The following is a 17,212-nucleotide window of genomic DNA, read 5'->3' on the forward strand; positions in this document are numbered from 1 at the left end:
CTCGATGGCGTTTCCATTCCGGATTTTAACCACGGATTGACGTTTGCAACTGATCGGACACGCGAATAGAATTCCCGCGCAGTGTTGAAAGTCTTCGCCTGACTATTCCGGTATCGCAAGGACGTTTGCGTGACGGAAATGGCCAGCAGTGCTTGTACCGAGGGGACCACGGAAAGAGCGCAAGGACGCCCGCTTGTTTCAGGGGGAATACCGAACAGAGCCGATGTCCGAAATCTTCGCATTCGCCGATGGAGCGCTTGCGGCCGCCGTGCTTTACTAATATGGTGGACCTCAACGCGTCTACGCTCTTCTTAGGTCACTTGAGAGACGCCTGAATGAAATCAGGCAGCGTTGCACTTTTGTAGATGCCGATAGCATCAGTTAGGCATCGATTGGGGCAAACTGGGTCCAGCCCTATTGGTTCCTCGGGAATCATGGGATGGCGGACGCGTGTCCGCTGGATAGGGTCCTGAGTCGAGGACGCTTTGAGCCGGCGGTTATCGAGCGACCGAATTCTGACTTTGAAGAAAGGCGATAAATTGAAGACGACGACAAAACGATCCGCGGGCCGGTTGGCTTGGCCGTTTGCGGCGTTAGCGGCGATTGCATTGAACGCCTGCGCGAGCGCTCCGGCGCCAGTTCAACCGGTCACCAGTGCGCCTGGAACGCCGACGATCGATGCTCGAGTGCCGAGCGTGGCAAATTCGGATGCCAATCAAGTACGGTTGAAGGCGTTGTGGGACAAGCGGTCGGCGCGCGCGGAGAAGACGACGGACTTTCCGATCGGACCCGGGGACGTGATTGAAGTCGAAGTGCCGGGAGTTGATGACCTGAAGGATCGAACTGTTCGAGTCAGCGGCAGCGGTCAGATCGAGCTGCCCCTGATTGGAATAATCCAGGCCACGGGGCAAACTGAAGCGGGTCTGCGAGAAAAACTGAGGGCCGCACTCGGCAAGTACATGTACGATCCGCAAGTGGACGTATTCGTGAAGGAGTACCACAGCCGGCAAGTGGCGGTAGTGGGTGCGGTGAGGAATCCTGGGCTGGTGACATTGACCGGATCGGGTGAAACGATCCTGGACGTGATCACTCAGGCGGGCGGAATGACGCCGGACTCGGCGGACGAGATCGTAGTCCTGCCAGAGGTGAAGGGCGGAAGCGATCAGCTCAGGGAGATTGCGAACTCGATGGCCGAGAGCAGTTCCGCGAAACCCGGGACAGATGCGGACTCGCATACCGGCACCACGCAGACGGCGGAGGCCGGGTCCGCGACCGGGGTGATGCCAGCATCGGTGGAAACGGGCGGCGGCGCGGTCGATCTGGCGACGCTGGAGCGTGAAGTGAGCAACGGTCCCGCGGTGGTCATCCCGTTGAAGAGCTCGATGCGCGGCAGTGGAAGATACATGAACATGCCGGCGAATCCCGGCGACATCATTGTAGTTCCCGGCGGGGGAAACGTGATGGTGACAGGCTGGGTCTACAAGCCGGGGTACTTCCAGGTGGGATCGGGGTTGACGGTGCTGGGTGCAGTCGGTTCCGCGGGCGGCGCGATGTTCGCGGCGAATACGGCGGACGCGACGCTGATTCGGAGCGACGGCAGCGGCAACAAGGTTTCAATATCGGTGAACCTGGACAAAATTTCGAAGGGCGAGGATCCCGACATTCCGGTTCGAGCCAACGATGTGATCGATGTTCCGTACTCAGACGTTAAGATCGGGCCGTACGTTTTCTATAACATCCTGACCCGGGTGCCGTTGCCTACCTACGGCTTCTGAAGTTGAAGGGACGATGACTCAACCTTCGCCATATTTTATCCGCCGCACCACGCCGCTCGAGGACGAGGCGGTCGACAGCCGGGTTACCTCCTTCGAAGACGAGGAGGGGCGGATAGATTTCAATCAGTACTGGCGTACCCTCCACAAGCATATCTCGATGATCATCGCGATCTTCGTGGGCGTGACGCTGCTGACGATCATTCGGGTGCTGATGGAAACGCCGCTGTACACAGCGCAGGCGACCATCCTGATAAAACCAGGGTCGCCGCAAATATTCGGAACCCAGGTGCTGGGCGGCGACAATTCGGAGAGTGGAGATCAGTCGGACTACTACGACAACTACAACAAGACGCAGTACGAGATTCTGAAGAGCAGGAGCCTGGCGGTCAGCGCGATCAAAGATGACGGCCTCGAAAAGATCCTGACGGCCGGCGGGAACAAGTCGGGGCCCGGATGGATCAGTTCGGCGCGCATGGCAGTCTCGCATTTCGTCAAGGGGATTTTCGGCGGATCGTCGAGCAAAAAACCTTTGCCCGTGTCGCATTTCGGGCGGGATGCGGACGGAGTCAGCGGAGCAGCGATTGGCGCGTACATGGGCGGTTTGTCGATCAAACCGGTACAGGATACCAACCTGGTCTATATCGTATTCACTACGCCGGACGGCGAGCTGTCGGCGAGGCTGGCCAACGCTCACGCGCACGCGTACATCCGGCAGGGAATCGAGCTGCACAGCCAGGCAAACGAAGAGGCGCAGAAATTTCTCGAGCAGAAGCTGGTCGACCTGAAGGAGAAGCTGCAGAAGTCGGAGTATGCGCTTAATCGGTATCGGCGCGACCAGGGAATCGTGCCGGGCCTGATGTCGTTGGACGGCAAGGAGACGATCGTTCTCGACCGCCTTACCGAGCTGAGCAAGGGTCTGACGGAGGCGCAGGTCGCGCGCCTGGAGATCGAGGCGAAGGTTGAGCTGATTCACAATCATCAGTACGACGCGCTGCCTGAGGTCCACGAGGACAAGATGCTGGCGGACTTGCGTGGTCAATACGACGCGCTGTCGACCGAATATGCCGGCATGGCGAAGCAATTCAAGCCTGACTATCCACCACTGGCTCGGCTGTTGGCGAAACGAGACGAGGTGCAGCGCGATATCGATCAGGAAACCCGTCGCGTGACCGCGAGTATCGAGTCGTCTTACCAGGAGGCCAAGGGCAAGGAAGACCGGCTGCAGGAGGAGATGGACAAGAGCAGGACCCACGCGCTCGGACTCAACGACGCGGCGGTCGAGTATGCAATTCTCCAGCGCGAGGTCGATACCAATCGCGACCTGTACAACAGCGTGCTCCAGCGGATGAAGGACGTTGGGCTTGCGGCTGAGGCGCGTTCGTCGAACGTGGTGATCGTCGACGAGGCCGAGACTTCGACGGTGCCGTCGAGTCCACAGATGTCCAAGAGCGTGATGACAAGCGCGGTTCTGTCGCTGGCGGGCGCGGTCGCGCTGGCGTTCCTGCTCGAATTTCTCAACAACCGGCTCAAAACGCCCGAGGAGGTGGAGCAATACCTGCGGCTGCCGAACCTGGCGGTGGTGCCGGTGTTTTCGTATGTCGAGGAGAAGGGGCGCGAGAGTTTCAGGGCGCTCAAGCTGGCAAAGAAGACCGGCGAGCAAAAGACCGGCGATCAAGAAGCGGTGCCTGCACGTTTGTTTCGCGGGCATCCGCGCGAGCTGATCGGGGCCTCGAATCCATATTCGGTGCATGGCGAGGCGTATCGAACGCTACGCACGGGAATACTTTTGTCGCGCGCCGGCGCGCCGCCGAAACTGATTCTGATGACGAGCACCACCAGCGGCGAAGGCAAGACGGTGACCTCGACCAACGCGGCGGTTTTATTTGCGCACACCGGAGCCAAGGTCCTGTTGATCGACGCGGACCTCCGGCGCCCGCGGTGTCATCGCGTTTTCGGAATAGACAAGGAACCGGGGCTTACCGAAGTGCTGACCGGAGGGCGCACGGTATTCGAGATGATACGTCCGACGCAGGTGGACGGGCTGTCGATACTCACGTCGGGATCGCTGCCGCCGAATCCCACCGAGCTGCTCGGATCGGACAAGATGAAGAAGATCCTGGCCGAGCTCGCGGCGAGTTTTGATTTCGTCGTGATCGATTCGCCGCCGGTATTACCGGTCAGCGATTCGGTGTTGCTGTCGACGATTGTCGATGGCGTGGTGGTGGTGGTGAATAGCGCGACGACGGCCAAACAGCAGATCAGAGTTGCGTGCGCGCGGCTGAAGTACGCGCGATCGAAAATATTCGGAATCGTGCTGAACAAGGTCAATCTGCAGAGTCCGGAGTACAAGTACTACAAGAATTACTATTTCCACTATTCGAATGACATTCTCGAAGGCAACGAGGATTTCGCGCTGCCGCGGCCGAGTACCAAAGAACTCAGCTAGTTCGTCACCCCCGAAGCTCTACCGAGGGCCCGGTAAACGCGCAGTTGCGGGCCCTGTCATTTGCGTATCCTCGACAGAATATTTCAGGCGATTCTGTTCGGCCTGATTTTCCTGGCGCCGCTCGCGTTCGGATCGGTATATCCTTGGGCTTACCGGTTGGTCGAAGCGGCCTGCTTCGGTTTGTTCGCGTTGTGGATGTTGAAGCTGCGGATGCTCGACAGCGACGGCGTGACGCCTGCGCGGCAGAACGGCAAGCTGATCCGATCGATCCGCGTGCCGGTTGGACTGCTGCTGCTATTTTTTGCCTTTCAATCGCTTCCGATCCCACCGGCAGCGTTGCGGGTAATTTCGCCATCGACGTATTCCCAGTACGCGCATATTTTTTCCGACTGGCCCGACCGCGCGCCGGGAGGAGAGCTGGCGTCGATAGACGATCATCAGAAGGCGCCGGCGCCGCAGGCGGAGACCGGCGCTCCGACGATACTGCCGACCAGAAATGAAGTCCTGCAAGGCGCGGCGGTACCATTCTCGCCGCCGGTGGCCGGCCGCATCGATGCGACTCAAGCGAGCGAGGCGAAACCGCCGGTGGCCGGGCTTGCGGTGCCTGCGATCTATTCGACGCGATGGCGTCCGCTGACGATCGCGTGGCCACTCACGAATGCCGGCCTGGTTGGCGCGTTGGCCGTCGCGGCGTTGCTGTTCGCGGTTGCGTTCTATCCGCTTAATGACCACGAGGAATCGAGCGCGGGGATCGAGTTCACGCGCATCACGTTGGTCGCGGTGCTTGCGTCCGCGCTGGTTATCGCGATGGTCGGTTTGATTCAGTGGGCGACGTGGAACGGCAAGATTCTCTGGACAATGGTGCCGCTTGATTGGGGCGCGCCTGATCCGTCGGCGGCGCGCGCGTCGGGGCCATTCGTCGATCCGGATCACTTCGCCGGATACCTGGCGATGGTGTTTCCGTTGATGCTGTCGGGGGCGGTCTTCGGCGGCTTCCCGGCGCGTTCCGGTGCGGATCTCGCGAAACGAATATCATGCGGGTTCGCAGCGTTTCTGATTTTCATCGCGGTCGCACTCAGTCAATCGCGCGCGGGATGGATGGGCTTGGGAATCGGCACGGTCGCCCTGTTTTTTTTCGTGCAAGCGCGATCGCGGCCGACTGAAGATTCAGGCGGGGGCAAGAGAACGGCCCGACCGCTACGCACATCGCTGGCGATCCTGGCCGCGATGGTCGTGCTGGCATTGATGTTCGTCGGCGGGCGCGGACGCGAAGAGTCCACCGCACGCCTGGGCGCGACGGTGTCGCAGGGCAGTCTGGATCTGGGGGAACGCATGGCGCTGTGGTTGAAGACCCCATCGATACTGCGCGAGTTTCCGCTTTTCGGGGTTGGGCTCGGCGGGTGGCCGGAAGTTTTTTTCCGCTTTCAGCCGGTGCCTCGATCAGATTTGCTCTACAACGCGGCTCACAACGATTATCTCGAGCTGTTGGTCGATATCGGACTGGTCGGGATGGCGCTGTTCGGATGGCTGGTGGTCCGGGTGGCGGGGCGACTGCGATCCGCGCTGCGAACGGTGCCCGAGCACATACTTCCCGCGCTGGGGGCGATCACTGCGGGACTGATCGTGATGGCGGCGATCGAGTTTTTCGATTTTGATCTTCAGATTCCCGCGAATCTGATCTCGTTCGTGATCCTTGTGAGTCTCGCGCTCAGGCTGTCTATTCCGGTCGAGATGCCTGAACCGGGGCCGCGGCTGGTGCATCCAGATGAAGGCAAATCGACGGGCGGAATTTTTTACCTTCCGTTGGCGGCTGCGATTGGTCTCGGGATTTTCGCGCTGATGCAGACGGGGCGGCCGTATCCTTATGATATTGCGACGCCCGGTTCGTTGAGCGATGCGCGAGGCCTGCTGCTCAGCTATCCGTACAATCCCGATGCCCATCGGCTCACGCTCGCGCGCTTCGGCGCCTCGATGGAACCGGCGATGCGATCGCGCTGGATTGCGACGTGGGCGTGGCTCGATCCTACCGATCCACACGCGCGCGACCTCTACGCGCAGGATTTGATCGACCGCGGCAGGCGACCGGATGCGATGCGGCAGATAAGCGAGTCGGTATTCGCCGCGCCGATCGCGTCGTGGCACTTTTATCTAAGTCCGCGAATCCTGCCGTGGCTGCCTGACGACGAAAAGCGCGCGATCAACGATGGCCTCGAGCGCGCGGTGGGGGCAGGTTTCAAAGGATCGGTCGACGCGTTGGGGGACTTCTACCAGTCAGTTGGCAAGCCGAGTGAACGTGCGTCGTTGTTCGCACAGGCGGCCGAGCGCGAAGAAGATCCCGCACGACGCGCGCAATATCTTCGTGGCGCAGCCGACGCCTATCTGCAAATGGGGCGGCTTCAAAAAGCCGGCGAGGTGCTGCGGACCGCGATCGACACGGATCCCGGCGAGGCGGATGACTACACCGAGCTAATCGCGCGAGTGCTGGTGCCGGGTGAGGAATTCGAACAGGTGCAGAGTGCCATATCGGATGGAATCGATCGCGGCGCGGACCCATGCAAGCTCGCGCTGAGTGTGGTCAACGGGGCGCAGGCGCTTGGTCGCTTCGACGTCGCTGAGCAGGCGCTCGACACGGCGGTCAAGGCCGATCCGACGTCATATGAATGCACGTTTGCGATGGGCGCTCTGTACCTTGCGACCGGACGGAACGCGCGTGCGGCGTTGCTGTTCGAGAAAGCCACCGAGCTGAATCCGGATTCGGTGCAGGCGTACATCAACCTCGCGATGGCCGCGGATAGAAATTATGACTACTCGACGGCGGAAGCGGCGTACAATCGCGCCGCTTCGTTAGCGCCGCAAGACCAGGACGTCGCGGAACGGTTGGCGGGATTCAAGCGCAAGCTGGCCGACGCCGCGGCGGATTCGAATCGGCCACAGACGATGCCGGCTGAGGATGCGGCGCCGGACGCTCAGGCGTCGCCGGCGGCCGATTCGGACGCGCGGTAGCATCGAGACAAATCTCATGTGTGGTATCGGCGGATTGATTGGAGCGCAGGACGAAGGCGGCATGATTTCGCGCCGGCTGCTGGCGGCGTTGCGTCATCGCGGACCCGACGACGAAGGCATGATCCAGCCGACGCCGACCGTGTCGCTGGTGCATACGCGGCTCTCGATTTTCGATCTTAGTCCGGCGGGACATCAGCCGATGACGGACGGCCCTTCGCGCGATTCGAGCGGGTCGTGGGTCGTGTTCAACGGTGAGATTTATAACTTCAAGGAATTGGAATCGGAGCTCGCGGCGCGCGGGCAGACGTTTCGGACTCGATGCGACACCGAAGCGATCCTGCGCAGCTATCGGGAATGGGGCGAGGCGGCGATATCGCGGTGGCGCGGGATGTTTGCGATCGGCCTCGTGGATCCTGCGCGCGGAGTCGGCTACCTGGTGCGCGATCGGCTGGGGATAAAGCCGCTATATATGAGCAGGCTGCCCGGAGGCGCGTTGGCGTTCGCAAGTGAGCTGCGCGCCTTGATGTCGCTGAGTCCCGAAATGGGTTCGAACGAAGTCGAGCCGGCGGCGCTCGAGAGTTTTTTCGCGCAAGGCGCGGTGCACGGCTACCAGACGCTGATCAAAGGCGTCGAGATGCTTCGGCCGGGCGAGATGCTTGCGGTCGATCTCGCGACCGGCAAAGAACTGCGTCGCGCGACTTATTGGCATCTGCCGTCGGCCGTCGGCGGTGACGCTCCCGCGCGCGCGGACGCGGTCGAGGAGCTGCACGAGGTCGTGACGGGTGCGGTCAAGCTTCATCTTGCGAGCGACGCGCCGCTCGGGCTGTTTCTCAGCGGAGGCATCGACTCGTCTGCCCTGCTGGCGCTCGCCTCGGCGTCGTGGAGCGGCACGCTGCGGACGCTGACGATTGGTTTCGATTCGCCGGAGTTCGACGAGAGCGATATTTCAGCCGCGACTGCGTCCCGGTTCGCGGTCGAACATCAGAATATCCGGCTGGCCGGGTCCGATGTGCTCGGCCAGATGCCCGGCGCGCTGGCCGCGATTGACCAGCCTACGGTTGACGGGTTCAACACTTATTTCGTCAGCAAGGCGGCCCGCGAAGCCGGACTCACGGTGGCATTGTCGGGGCTTGGTGGCGACGAGCTGTTCGGCGGATACGCCACGTTCACCGACGTCCCGCGGGCGATTGCGCTAGCGGAAAATCCGGTGCTCAGCATGATCGCCAGACTGGGCAGCGGTTTCATGCGAAATCGCGCGGGACTGAAGCTGGCGGAAACCAGCCGGCGTCCGGCTGACGCGCTGGCGATGTATCTCCTCCGACGCGAGCTTTTTCTGCCGGTCGAACGTCGAGCGCTGATGCCGCGGCCCGAATCGTCGGATCCTCTCACGGGGGTCGATTCGGCGTTGCTCGAGCAGTTGCGGGTCGAATCACGTGGAATGGGCGCCGCGACCAAAATCAGTTTTTTCGAAATGAACCTCTACATGCGCCACATGCTGCTGCGCGATTCCGACGTCGCGAGTATGGCGGCGCCGATCGAGTACCGCGTGCCGTTTCTGGACCATCGCATGGTCGAAGCGGTTTTCTCGACGCCGGATAGCTGGAAGATGCCGGACCCGCGGCCGAAACCGCTGCTGCTCGATATTGCGGGCGCGGGAGTTGCGCCCGAGGTTTGGCGACGCGCAAAGCGCGGGTTCACGTTTCCGTGGGCAGAATGGATGGGCAAGGACCGGCCGCTCAACCAGGTCGCGGAGGACGCGGTGAACGATACGGGCAGATGGCGCGATCTCGGAATCGACGCGAGCGCACCGCGCAGAACCTGGAAGCAATTTCTCGCCGGTGACAGGCGCGTCAGTCCGCTGCAGATTCTCGCGTTCATCGTGATCCGCGACTATTCCGCGCGATTCAAGCTCCACGCAGCGTGAAGATCCTGTATCTCAATCCGTCGGGAGAGCTGGGCGGCGCCGAACGCAGCCTGCTGTTCCTGATGGCTAGTCTGAGGGCGGCGAAACCTGACTGGCAGATGCAACTGGTCGCGGGGAGCGACGGTCCTTTGATTCGTCGCGCTCGAGAAATCGGAGTTCAGGCGAGCGCAATGGATTTTCCTGGTGCACTGTCACGCCTCGGTGACGCGGGCGCGGGCGGCCCCGCCGGGCGCCAGCAATCTCATCTGCGACTGGCCGGCAATGTGGGACGCGCGGGAGTTCCGAGCATCGCGTACGTGCGTCGCCTGCGCCGGACGTTGGCGCGATTGGCGCCGGACTTGATTCACAGCAACGGCTTCAAGATGCACGTGCTGGCGGCGTGGGCGCGTCCGGCGGGATGTCCGTTGATTTGGCACATTCGAGATTACGTCAGCGCGCGGCCATTGATGTCGCGGCTGATCCGCGCGAATGCGAATCGATGCACGGCGGCGATTGCTAACTCGAACAGCGTCGCCGAAGACCTGCGAACGGTTTGCGGCGACAAGTTGCGAATCCATCGAGTGTATAACGGCGTCGATCTGAATGCGTTTTCTCCGAGCGGGGAGATCGCGAATCTCGACCAGATGTGCGCCATGACGGCGGCAGCACCGAACACGATAGGAGTTGGGTTGATCGCGACGATGGCGCGCTGGAAGGGTCACCAGGTTTTTCTCCGGGCGGTCGCGAAGGCATCGCGCGTGTTGCCGATCCGCGCGTACGTGATCGGGGCGCCGATTTATAAAAATGAGAGTAGCCAGTATCAGATTGACGAACTGCGGCGGATGGCGGCGGAACTCGGCATCGAGGAAATTGTCGGATTCACCGGTTTCGTCGATGACAGCGCGGCGGCCATTCGCGCGCTGGATATCGTGGTGCATGCGAGCACGCAGCCCGAGCCGTTCGGACTCGCGATCGCTGAGGGGATGGCGTGCGGCAAGCCGGTTATCGTGAGCGCGGCAGGCGGCGCAAGCGAGATAGTCAGGCCGGGAGTTGACGCGCTCGCGCATGCGCCGGGCAATGTCGACGCGCTGGCGGATTGTATCGAGAAGCTGGCGGGCGATTGCGGCCTGCGAGATCAGATCGGCGCGGCGGCGCGAGCGTCGGCTGAGCGCCAGTTCTCACGCGAGCGAGTGGTTGCGGAGTTGCTTCCTATTTACCAGGGAGTGGCGCGCGCCGCAGCGTGATGGGTCGCGCGGAGGAAGCAAAAATCCAGTGGCTGTTTCCATGCCTGCTGATTTCGTTCTGCGCGATTTACCTTATCTACTATCCGCCGTCGTACGGAATCGAAGACGAAGGGAATATCCTGCAATTGTCGTACAGCCTGAGTCACGGGACGATTTTTCCCGATCGTGCCGGGCCCTATCCCGGACCTTCAATCGATGGGCATCGAGTTTCGAAGTTCTCGGCCTTTCACGCGGCGATGATTGCTCCGCTGTGGAAGCTCGATTGGCGGCTTGGGTTTGGAGTGGCGGCGTTATTTTTCGTGGCTGGCGCGTTCATCGTCCGCAATTGGCTGACCCGCGAAAACCTCAATCCCGATTGGAGCGCCCTCTATTTTCTTTTGTTCGGATCGCTCTATTACACGCAGACCCTGATGGCTGCAATGCCTGCGGCCGTCGCCGCACTGTTTGGCGTGTCGTTGCTCCTGCGCGAAGAGCCGCGGCCGATGCTGGCGGGACTCATGTTCGGCGCAAGCGTCTTGATGCATCCGTGGATGGGTCCGTTCGCGATAGTGAGCGCCATGGTATGGCTGCTGGAAAATTGGCGAATCGATTTGATCAAAAGAGCGGGCAGGTTGTTTGCGGGAGCGTTTGTCCCGATCGCGATGTTGGCTATTTACAACTTAGAGACCACGGGAAATCCTTTTCGAAGTGTGTACACACTTATGGGGCATCAGAACTCATTTGTGGGTGATCATTTCGGATCGTACGCGTTGTTCTACGCGGCGTCGCTCGCGATATTTCCACTTGCAGGATGGGTAGTGTTTTCGCCGAAATGGGCCAGGGGCTGGACGCTGCCGGCGACGAGTGCGGCGATGGTCTTGCTCGCGTCGCTCTACTACTACCGCGACGGGCTCAACCTTTCGGCGTCCGCGGTGCAGAGCACGATGGCGTTGATCGCGGGCGCGATTCCCGGCCAGCGATTTCTGATACCGGTGTCGATGGTCGCATGCGTTCCGGCGGCAAGGTTTCTCGACGCGCAATCAGAAAAGATGCCGTCGTGGGTAAGCCGTCTCGCCAGACCGGTCGCGTTGGCGGCGTTCATAGCAGGCTTCGCAGTAATGAGCACGGCGCATAGTTCCTTTCTTCGCGCGCACGCGACGGTGCAGAAGGCGCTGTGCGAGACTATTCCGGGCAACGCGCCGGTTGCGATTTCCGATGACGTGCTGAAGGAGACGGCGCCGATTTGCGAGGTATTCGAGCATGCGGTGCTGACGCAGGATTCCGCGGTACCGTCGCCGGAAATGTTCACCGCGTGGCTTGGTGCGCCGGGCGCGCGTGCGCCGAGTGGTTGGCTGGAGAAGCGCGACACGAAGACTTTTCAAATCAGATCATGGATCTGGAATCGCGATCTGTTTGTAGCAGCGCCGTCGGGAGAATCTTTGCGTCCGGCGCGCGGTGCTAGCGAGCACGCTCCGTCGGCATAGCCAAAAAAATGACTCGCGTTCTGCACATCGGCAGCGGCAATCTTTACGGCGGCGTAGAGACGCTCATGGTAACGCTCGCGCGCTTCCGCGAGAGCTGCCCCGCGCTGGAGCAGCAGTTCGCGGTTTGCTTCGAAGGGCGGCTGAAACGGGAACTCCTGGTGGCGGGCGCCTCCGTGCATGACCTGGGTGAGGTCCGAGTCCGTCAACCTCTATCGATTTGGAAGGCACGCAAGCGCCTCTTCGAGCTTATCGAAGAAAATCAAATCGACGTGGTGATCTGTCACATGGCGTGGACGCAAGCGCTGTTCGGTTCCGTGGCGCGGGCGTCACGCGTGCCGGTCGCGATGTGGCAGCACATGGCGTCGAACGGGCGCCATTGGCTGGAGCTATTGGCACGCTGGTCGGGCCCTGACCTGGTGATCTGCAACAGCGAATATTCGGCGCGGGAATTTCGCGGATCCTTTTCGTCGATCCCGATTGAAGTGGTGCACTGTCCAGTAGCGGCGCCCACTATCAGTTACTCGCGGGTCGATCATGACGCGGCCCGGTCTGAATTTACGACTCCAACTGACGCAGTCGTCGTCGTGCACAGCAGCCGAATGCAGGAATGGAAGGGACACCGACTGCTCATGCAGGCTGCATCGAGGATCAAATCGAATAGCCAGTGGATTCTTTGGTTCGTGGGTGGGGCGCAGCGCGGGCTCGAACAGAGCTACCTCGCCAGTCTTCGCACCACCGCGGCAGAACTCGGAATCGAGGATCGCGTGCGATTTTTGGGTCAGCGCAACGACGTCGAGCGGCTGCTAGCGGCCTCGGACATTCATTGTCAACCGAATATTTCTCCGGAACCCTTTGGGATTACCTTTATCGAAGCGCTCTATGCGGGAATTCCGGTGGTCACGACGCAAATCGGCGGCGCGACTGAAATAGTGAACGATTCATGCGGCGTCATGGTGCCGCCCAACGATCCCAACGCACTAGCCGCCGCACTTGAGCGGCTCATCGCTGACGGTGAACGACGCTGTCAGCTGGGGAGCGCAGGACCGGCGCGGGCGCGCGAGCTGTGCGACCCGGTCAGGCAGATGAATCTCCTGCGCACGACGCTGCTCAATCTATGCGGCTCGGGCAGAACAGTTGCGAGTCCCGCGCGATGAATCTCCGATACGAATTTTCGCAAAGCAGCCGCGTTCGCGATGGTAGCCGGAAGTGATGCTCCAGGAACGTACGATCGAAGGACAGCACGCGGCATTGTTGCCGATCATTAATACGCTGGACGGTATTTCCCACGCTTCACCGATTCTCGATTTGGGATGCGGAACCGGTGCGTGGCTCAAACGCCTTCATGATGCGGGCTATCGCAATTTATGGGGAGTCGACCGCGATACGGAGGCGTTCGGGGCAAAAGAAATCGCACATTTCGTTCCGGCCAATCTCGACGCAGACGATGATTTGCCGCAATTGGCGAACTTTGAGTTAGTGACCATAATCGAAGTCATTGAGCATGTAGCCAATCCACAAAGACTGGTCGAGCGAGCATTCCGCGCGCTAGTTCCCGGCGGCCAGCTACTGATCACCACGCCGAATATCTATTCGCTGCGAGCTCGCGTTAGATTTCTGTTGAATGCGGGCGTGCCGTATTTTGAACAGGCGGCCCATTCGACATCGATCGAGCTGGACCATATTCACCCAATTGTGCTCGAGGCATATAAGCGCAAGATTTTCACGCCGCTTGGACTGTCCCTCGTGCGTGTTTGGTCTTACCCTGACGACGGCAGTAACGGTTCGCGATGGTTTGCTCGACTCGCGGCGCGCGCGATGCGGTTAGCTCTTTCTGACTATTTGCCCGGTGATACCATCTGCCTTCTGCTCCGTAAACCTGAGCAAAACGGAATAGCAACCGCATGATTGCGTTTCTAATCTGTCTGCTGGGCTTTGTCTCGGTGTATATCGCGGGACGACGGTCGTTGTCGGCTGGCGTGGGCCTCGCGCTATCCTTCGGGTATATGTACGGATTGATCCGCGGCAACGTTCCTCAGCCGGCCGCGTACTTTGTTTTCGATGCAAGCCTGGCCGGGTTATACCTGGCTATTCTCACGCGCAAGCGCACCCCAGTTGAACGGCGCAAGATGCGGCAGATCGCGCCTTGGGTACTGATAATGACTGCGTGGCCGATCGCGCTTGCGTTGCTTCCGCTCCAGGACAGTCTCATTCAATTGGTCGGGCTCCGGGGCCAGGTATTTTTTCTGCCGTGTTTGCTGATAGGAGCGATGTTGGACGATCGTGAGCTTAGGAAGCTGGCCTTCTGGCTGGCCGCCCTCAACATCGTGGCTTTTGCGTTTGGGGCGGGCGAATACATCTGGGGGATTGCCCGATTTCTTCCGCGTAACGCCTCCACCGCAATTATCTACATCTCCAAGGATGTGGCGACGAGCAGCGGCGATTTCGCGTACCGAATTCCTTCGACCTTCGTTAATCCCGCAGGCTATGGCGGAGTGATGGTCCTGACTATGCCGTTGCTCGTCGGCGCGTGGGCACGAAAAGGGGAATTTACCTGGAACCGCGTGTTGTTTGCCGTCAGCATCGGAGCAGCAGTATTGGGCGTGTTCATGTGCGCTTCTCGCAGTCAGGCCGTGCTAATGATCGTGCTTGCCATAGTAGTATCGTTGTCCTTCCGGGTTCGTTTGACCGCCTACCTGGCGTGGGCTGTAATCGCCGTGGCTGTAGGATGGATGGTAGTAACATCGCCGCGCCTTCAGCGATTTACATCGCTACAGGACACGAGTTATGTGCAGGTCCGTCTGCGGGGCAGTGTTAACCAAGGGTTTCTGGAACAGGCGGAAAACTATCCGCTAGGCAATGGACTGGGCGGCGGCGGCACCAGCATCCCGTACTTTCTGCAAGACCGGCTGGCGAATCGGCTGGTAATCGAGAACGAATACGCGCGCATAATGGCGGAGCTTGGTATCCCGGGCCTGGCTATGTGGATTGCTTTTATTTTCTGGGTTTTCACACGCGCAGCGCCGCGGAGATCCGATCCATGGTTCATCGGGCGGCGCCTCGCCTACGTGGCCACCCTGATGTTCCTCGCGATGGGGGTGATTGGACTGGGATTGCTGACCTGGGTCCCCGGCACCGCAATGCTCATGTTACTGATCGGCTGGGTCGCGGTTCCGAACCGGCTGCGAGTCGCGGTAGCCGATCCGTGGGCGCCTGCGATTATACGCAGTGACTTCATCCGATCACGTGTGGGAACTTAGATGTCAGTTTCGGCGATCAAAATGTCTCAACCCTCGCGCGCGCGGACCTGGGTGCTCGTGGCGGGCGGATTCCATCGCAGCGGCGGCATGGACGCGGCCAATGCGGCTCTGGCGACCCATCTTGCGGACCGCGGTAGCAAAGTACACCTCGTATGCCATCGGGCCGACGAGGATCTTCGCCAACATGAGATGGTCGAAGTCCATCGCGTTGAGCGGCCGGCGGGGTCATTTTTTCTCGGCCAATGGTTGATCAACTCCAGCGGCCGGCAAGTCGCCCGCACGGTGCTGACGCAGGACGCTTCGGCGCGCGTAGTGGTGAACGGCGGCAATTGCAACTGGCCCGATATCAACTGGGTCCATTACGTCCATCACGCGTGGCGCGAAATGGATAGCGGCGGTCCGCGACTGTCGCGTGCCAAGCTGCGGCTCGACAAATCCGTGGCGCTCGTCCGTGAGCGACGAGCACTGATTCGCGCGCAAGTGGTAATTGCCAATTCAAATCGTACCCGCGACGATTTGATCAATCTCTTGGGGATTCCCGCAGAACGCGTACACACGGTCTATCTCGGCAGCGAACCTCACTGGAAGATGCAGACTCCTGAACGCCGCACGTCGGCTCGGGAATGGCTGAACAAGCCGGCGGACCGCCCGATTGTGGCGTTCATCGGATCTCTCGGATTCGACTCGCGAAAGGGTTTCGACACCTTGTGGGAAGCGTGGCAAAAGCTGTGCACGCGCAGCGATTGGGATGCCGATCTGGTCGTGGCAGGCGCAGGTCGCGCGCTGCCGGCGTGGCAGGCGCAGGTCGCGCACGCGGGCCTGGGCAGTCGCGTATCGATGATCGGGCACACGGACCGAATTGCTGACGTCCTTGCGGCGTCGGATCTGCTGGTGAGCCCGGTTCGATACGAACCTTACGGCCTCAACGTTCAGGAAGCCTTATGCTGCGGAGTCCCGGCTATGGTCAGTGCGAACGCCGGGGTTGCCGAGCGCTACACTGGGGATCTTCGCGACTTACTGATTCCTGAGCCCACCGATGTTGATGGATTGGTGGCGAGGATGCTTGGATGGCGTTCGGCAATGAATAGCTGGAAGCAGAGTGTGGCGCCGCTTGCACGTCAATTGCGCGCGCGCACCTGGGAAGCGATGTCACGCGAGATTATCGAGATCGTCGAAGATGCGCGGCCGGCCGAGCTGGCGGCGTCATCGAACTGAAGAAAGGATTTTAAGTTGGCGTCAGCGTTGACAAATAAAGTGCCTCCTCCGGAAATGCCGGAGGCATCGGGCGACCACGCGATCGAATCGACGCCGATAATCACGATCGTGGCGGGCCGGCGATCGGCCGGACTTGATCTGTACGAACTGTGGGTGCACCGCGATCTTTTCTATTTCCTGATGTGGCGTGACGTTAAGGTCCGCTACAAGCAAACACTGCTTGGCGCTTCGTGGGCGATTCTTCAGCCGCTGCTTACGATGCTTCTCTTCACGGTAATCTTCGGCCGGTTGGCGAAGGTGCCGTCGGACGGAATTCCGTATCCGATTTTCGCCTACGCAGGACTGCTGCCCTGGACGTTTTTCTCAAATGCGGTAACCATCAGCAGCAACAGCATGTTGGGCAATGCCGCGATCATCACCAAAGTTTATTTCCCGCGGATGATGATTCCGGCCGCCGCGGTCGGAGCGGGACTGGTCGATTTTGCGATCGCGGGCTTGATTCTGGTCGCGATGATGGCCTGGTACAGATTCGGGTTGAGCATCGCGGCGTTGATGCTGGTGCCGCTGGTGATTCTGACTGTGATTCTCGCGCTCGCGGTCGGAACCTGGACGTCGGGCCTTAACGTGAAATATCGCGACGTTCGATACGCACTGCCGTTCTTCATTCAGATGTGGATGTATGCGTCGCCGGTGATCTACCCGACCAATTTTGTGCCGGCGCAATGGCGATGGCTGTTGGTGCTGAATCCTCTGACCGGGGTGATTGAAGGATACCGGTCGGCGCTCTTCAACCGGCCTTTCGAGTGGCGGCATCTGGCGGTGTCGGCGGCGATCAGCATCGCGATGCTGGTTTACGGAACCTATTCATTCAAGCAGATGGAGCGCGAGTTTGCCGACATCATTTGA

11 protein-coding genes are annotated in these 17,212 nt (G+C 60.5%); all 11 read left to right on the forward strand.

Translation table 11 applies throughout. The features are described 5' to 3' along the window. The first annotated feature begins 695 nt into the window (after positions 1-695). From WB650_RS05905 to WB650_RS05955, 11 genes are read left to right on the forward strand one after another with little or no spacing between them, the layout of a single operon-like run. The gene (locus WB650_RS05905) at positions 696-1,775 is read left to right on the forward strand and encodes a polysaccharide biosynthesis/export family protein (RefSeq protein ID WP_422301530.1); all 1,080 of its coding nucleotides are present in this window, start codon (positions 696-698) and stop codon (positions 1,773-1,775) included. A gap of 13 nt (positions 1,776-1,788) precedes the next feature. Beyond that, a complete protein-coding gene (locus WB650_RS05910; protein WP_423959776.1) occupies positions 1,789-4,221 on the forward strand; it encodes a GumC family protein in 2,433 nt (810 codons plus the stop codon). 60 nt (positions 4,222-4,281) lie between these two features. Further along, positions 4,282-7,224, forward strand: a complete 2,943-nt coding sequence (locus WB650_RS05915; RefSeq protein WP_422303914.1) for an O-antigen ligase family protein — start codon at positions 4,282-4,284, stop codon at positions 7,222-7,224. Positions 7,225-7,240: 16 nt separating this feature from the next. Then, on the forward strand, positions 7,241-9,148 hold the full coding sequence (gene asnB, locus WB650_RS05920) for an asparagine synthase (glutamine-hydrolyzing) (protein ID WP_423959777.1): 1,908 nt from the start codon (positions 7,241-7,243) through the stop codon (positions 9,146-9,148). After that, positions 9,145-10,371, forward strand: coding sequence for a glycosyltransferase family 4 protein (locus WB650_RS05925; RefSeq protein WP_423959779.1), 1,227 nt, complete (start codon positions 9,145-9,147; stop codon positions 10,369-10,371). Before asnB ends, WB650_RS05925 begins: the two co-directional genes overlap by 4 nt. Further along, positions 10,371-11,834 carry a hypothetical protein gene (locus tag WB650_RS05930; protein ID WP_423959780.1) on the forward strand — a complete coding sequence of 488 codons (1,464 nt, stop codon included), beginning with the start codon at positions 10,371-10,373 and terminating at the stop codon, positions 11,832-11,834. Before WB650_RS05925 ends, WB650_RS05930 begins: the two co-directional genes overlap by 1 nt. Positions 11,835-11,842: 8 nt before the next feature. Beyond that, a complete protein-coding gene (locus WB650_RS05935; RefSeq protein ID WP_423959782.1) occupies positions 11,843-12,988 on the forward strand; it encodes a glycosyltransferase in 1,146 nt (381 codons plus the stop codon). Between the two features lie 55 nt (positions 12,989-13,043). Beyond that, a complete protein-coding gene (locus tag WB650_RS05940) occupies positions 13,044-13,739 on the forward strand; it encodes a class I SAM-dependent methyltransferase (RefSeq protein WP_423959833.1) in 696 nt (231 codons plus the stop codon). Beyond that, entirely contained in the window at positions 13,736-15,091 is a 1,356-nt protein-coding gene (locus WB650_RS05945) for an O-antigen ligase family protein (protein WP_423959784.1), read from the forward strand. Before WB650_RS05940 ends, WB650_RS05945 begins: the two co-directional genes overlap by 4 nt. After that, entirely contained in the window at positions 15,092-16,306 is a 1,215-nt protein-coding gene (locus WB650_RS05950) for a glycosyltransferase family 4 protein (protein WP_423959786.1), read from the forward strand. A 39-nt stretch (positions 16,307-16,345) separates the two neighbouring features. Then, entirely contained in the window at positions 16,346-17,212 is an 867-nt protein-coding gene (locus WB650_RS05955) for an ABC transporter permease (protein WP_423959788.1), read from the forward strand.

The organism is Binatus sp. (SeqCode) (genome assembly GCF_049584895.1).
Taxonomy (GTDB): Bacteria; Desulfobacterota; Binatia; order Binatales; family Binataceae; genus Binatus.

What these genes read in the sequence shown, in the direction of transcription:
- WB650_RS05910 (WP_423959776.1), top strand. Translation starts at nt 1,789, where the DNA reads ATGACTCAACCTTCGCCATATTTTATCCGCCGCACCACGCCGCTCGAG.
- asnB (WP_423959777.1), top strand. Translation starts at nt 7,241, where the DNA reads ATGTGTGGTATCGGCGGATTGATTGGAGCGCAGGACGAAGGCGGCATG.
- WB650_RS05930 (WP_423959780.1), top strand. Translation starts at nt 10,371, where the DNA reads ATGGGTCGCGCGGAGGAAGCAAAAATCCAGTGGCTGTTTCCATGCCTG.
- WB650_RS05935 (WP_423959782.1), top strand. Translation starts at nt 11,843, where the DNA reads ATGACTCGCGTTCTGCACATCGGCAGCGGCAATCTTTACGGCGGCGTA.
- WB650_RS05940 (WP_423959833.1), top strand. Translation starts at nt 13,044, where the DNA reads ATGCTCCAGGAACGTACGATCGAAGGACAGCACGCGGCATTGTTGCCG.
- WB650_RS05945 (WP_423959784.1), top strand. Translation starts at nt 13,736, where the DNA reads ATGATTGCGTTTCTAATCTGTCTGCTGGGCTTTGTCTCGGTGTATATC.
- WB650_RS05950 (WP_423959786.1), top strand. Translation starts at nt 15,092, where the DNA reads ATGTCAGTTTCGGCGATCAAAATGTCTCAACCCTCGCGCGCGCGGACC.